Below are 550 nucleotides of genomic sequence, written 5' to 3'. Positions count from 1 at the left end.
GTTCCAGATCATCGGCATCGTGCTGCTGTTCGGCCTCGTCTTCGGCAGCTACGCCATTTCGGGCGGCAAGTTCGAAGTGATCCTGCACGCCGCGCCGCACGAGCTGATGGCCATCGGCGGGGCGGGCATCGCCGCCTTCCTGATCTCCAACTCCTTGCCGGTGATCAAGGGGTCCATGGCGGGGCTGGGCAAGACCTTCGCTGGGCCGAAGTGGAAGAAGCAGGACTATAAGGACCTGCTGTCGCTGCTGTTCCAGCTGACCAAGACGATGAAGTCCAAGGGCGTGGTGGCGCTGGAAAGCCATATCGAAAAGCCCAAGGAATCGACCATCTTCCAGAAGTATCCCAAGGTGCTGAAGGACCATTTCGCCGTCGACTTCATCTGCGACACCCTGCGGATGATGACGATGAACCTGGAGGATCCGCACCAGGTCGAGGATGCGATGGAAAAGCAGCTCGAAAAGCACCATCACGAGCATCTGGAAAACGCCCACGCGCTTCAGAACCTGGCCGACGGCCTGCCTGCGTTGGGCATCGTCGCCGCCGTGCTG

1 protein-coding gene is annotated in these 550 nt (G+C 60.5%); it reads left to right on the top strand.

Translation table 11 applies throughout. From position 1 onward, the window contains the following. On the top strand, positions 1 to 550 hold a 550-nt coding region (locus B3T77_RS06455), incomplete at both ends, for a motility-associated protein (RefSeq protein WP_349681210.1).

The sequence above is a fragment of the Brevundimonas sp. UBA7838 genome, assembly GCF_002500885.1.
Taxonomy (GTDB): domain Bacteria; phylum Pseudomonadota; class Alphaproteobacteria; order Caulobacterales; family Caulobacteraceae; genus Brevundimonas; species Brevundimonas vesicularis_C.
The sequence above is the reverse complement of the archived record's forward strand: the minus strand, read 5'-3'. Positions and strand labels throughout refer to the sequence as shown.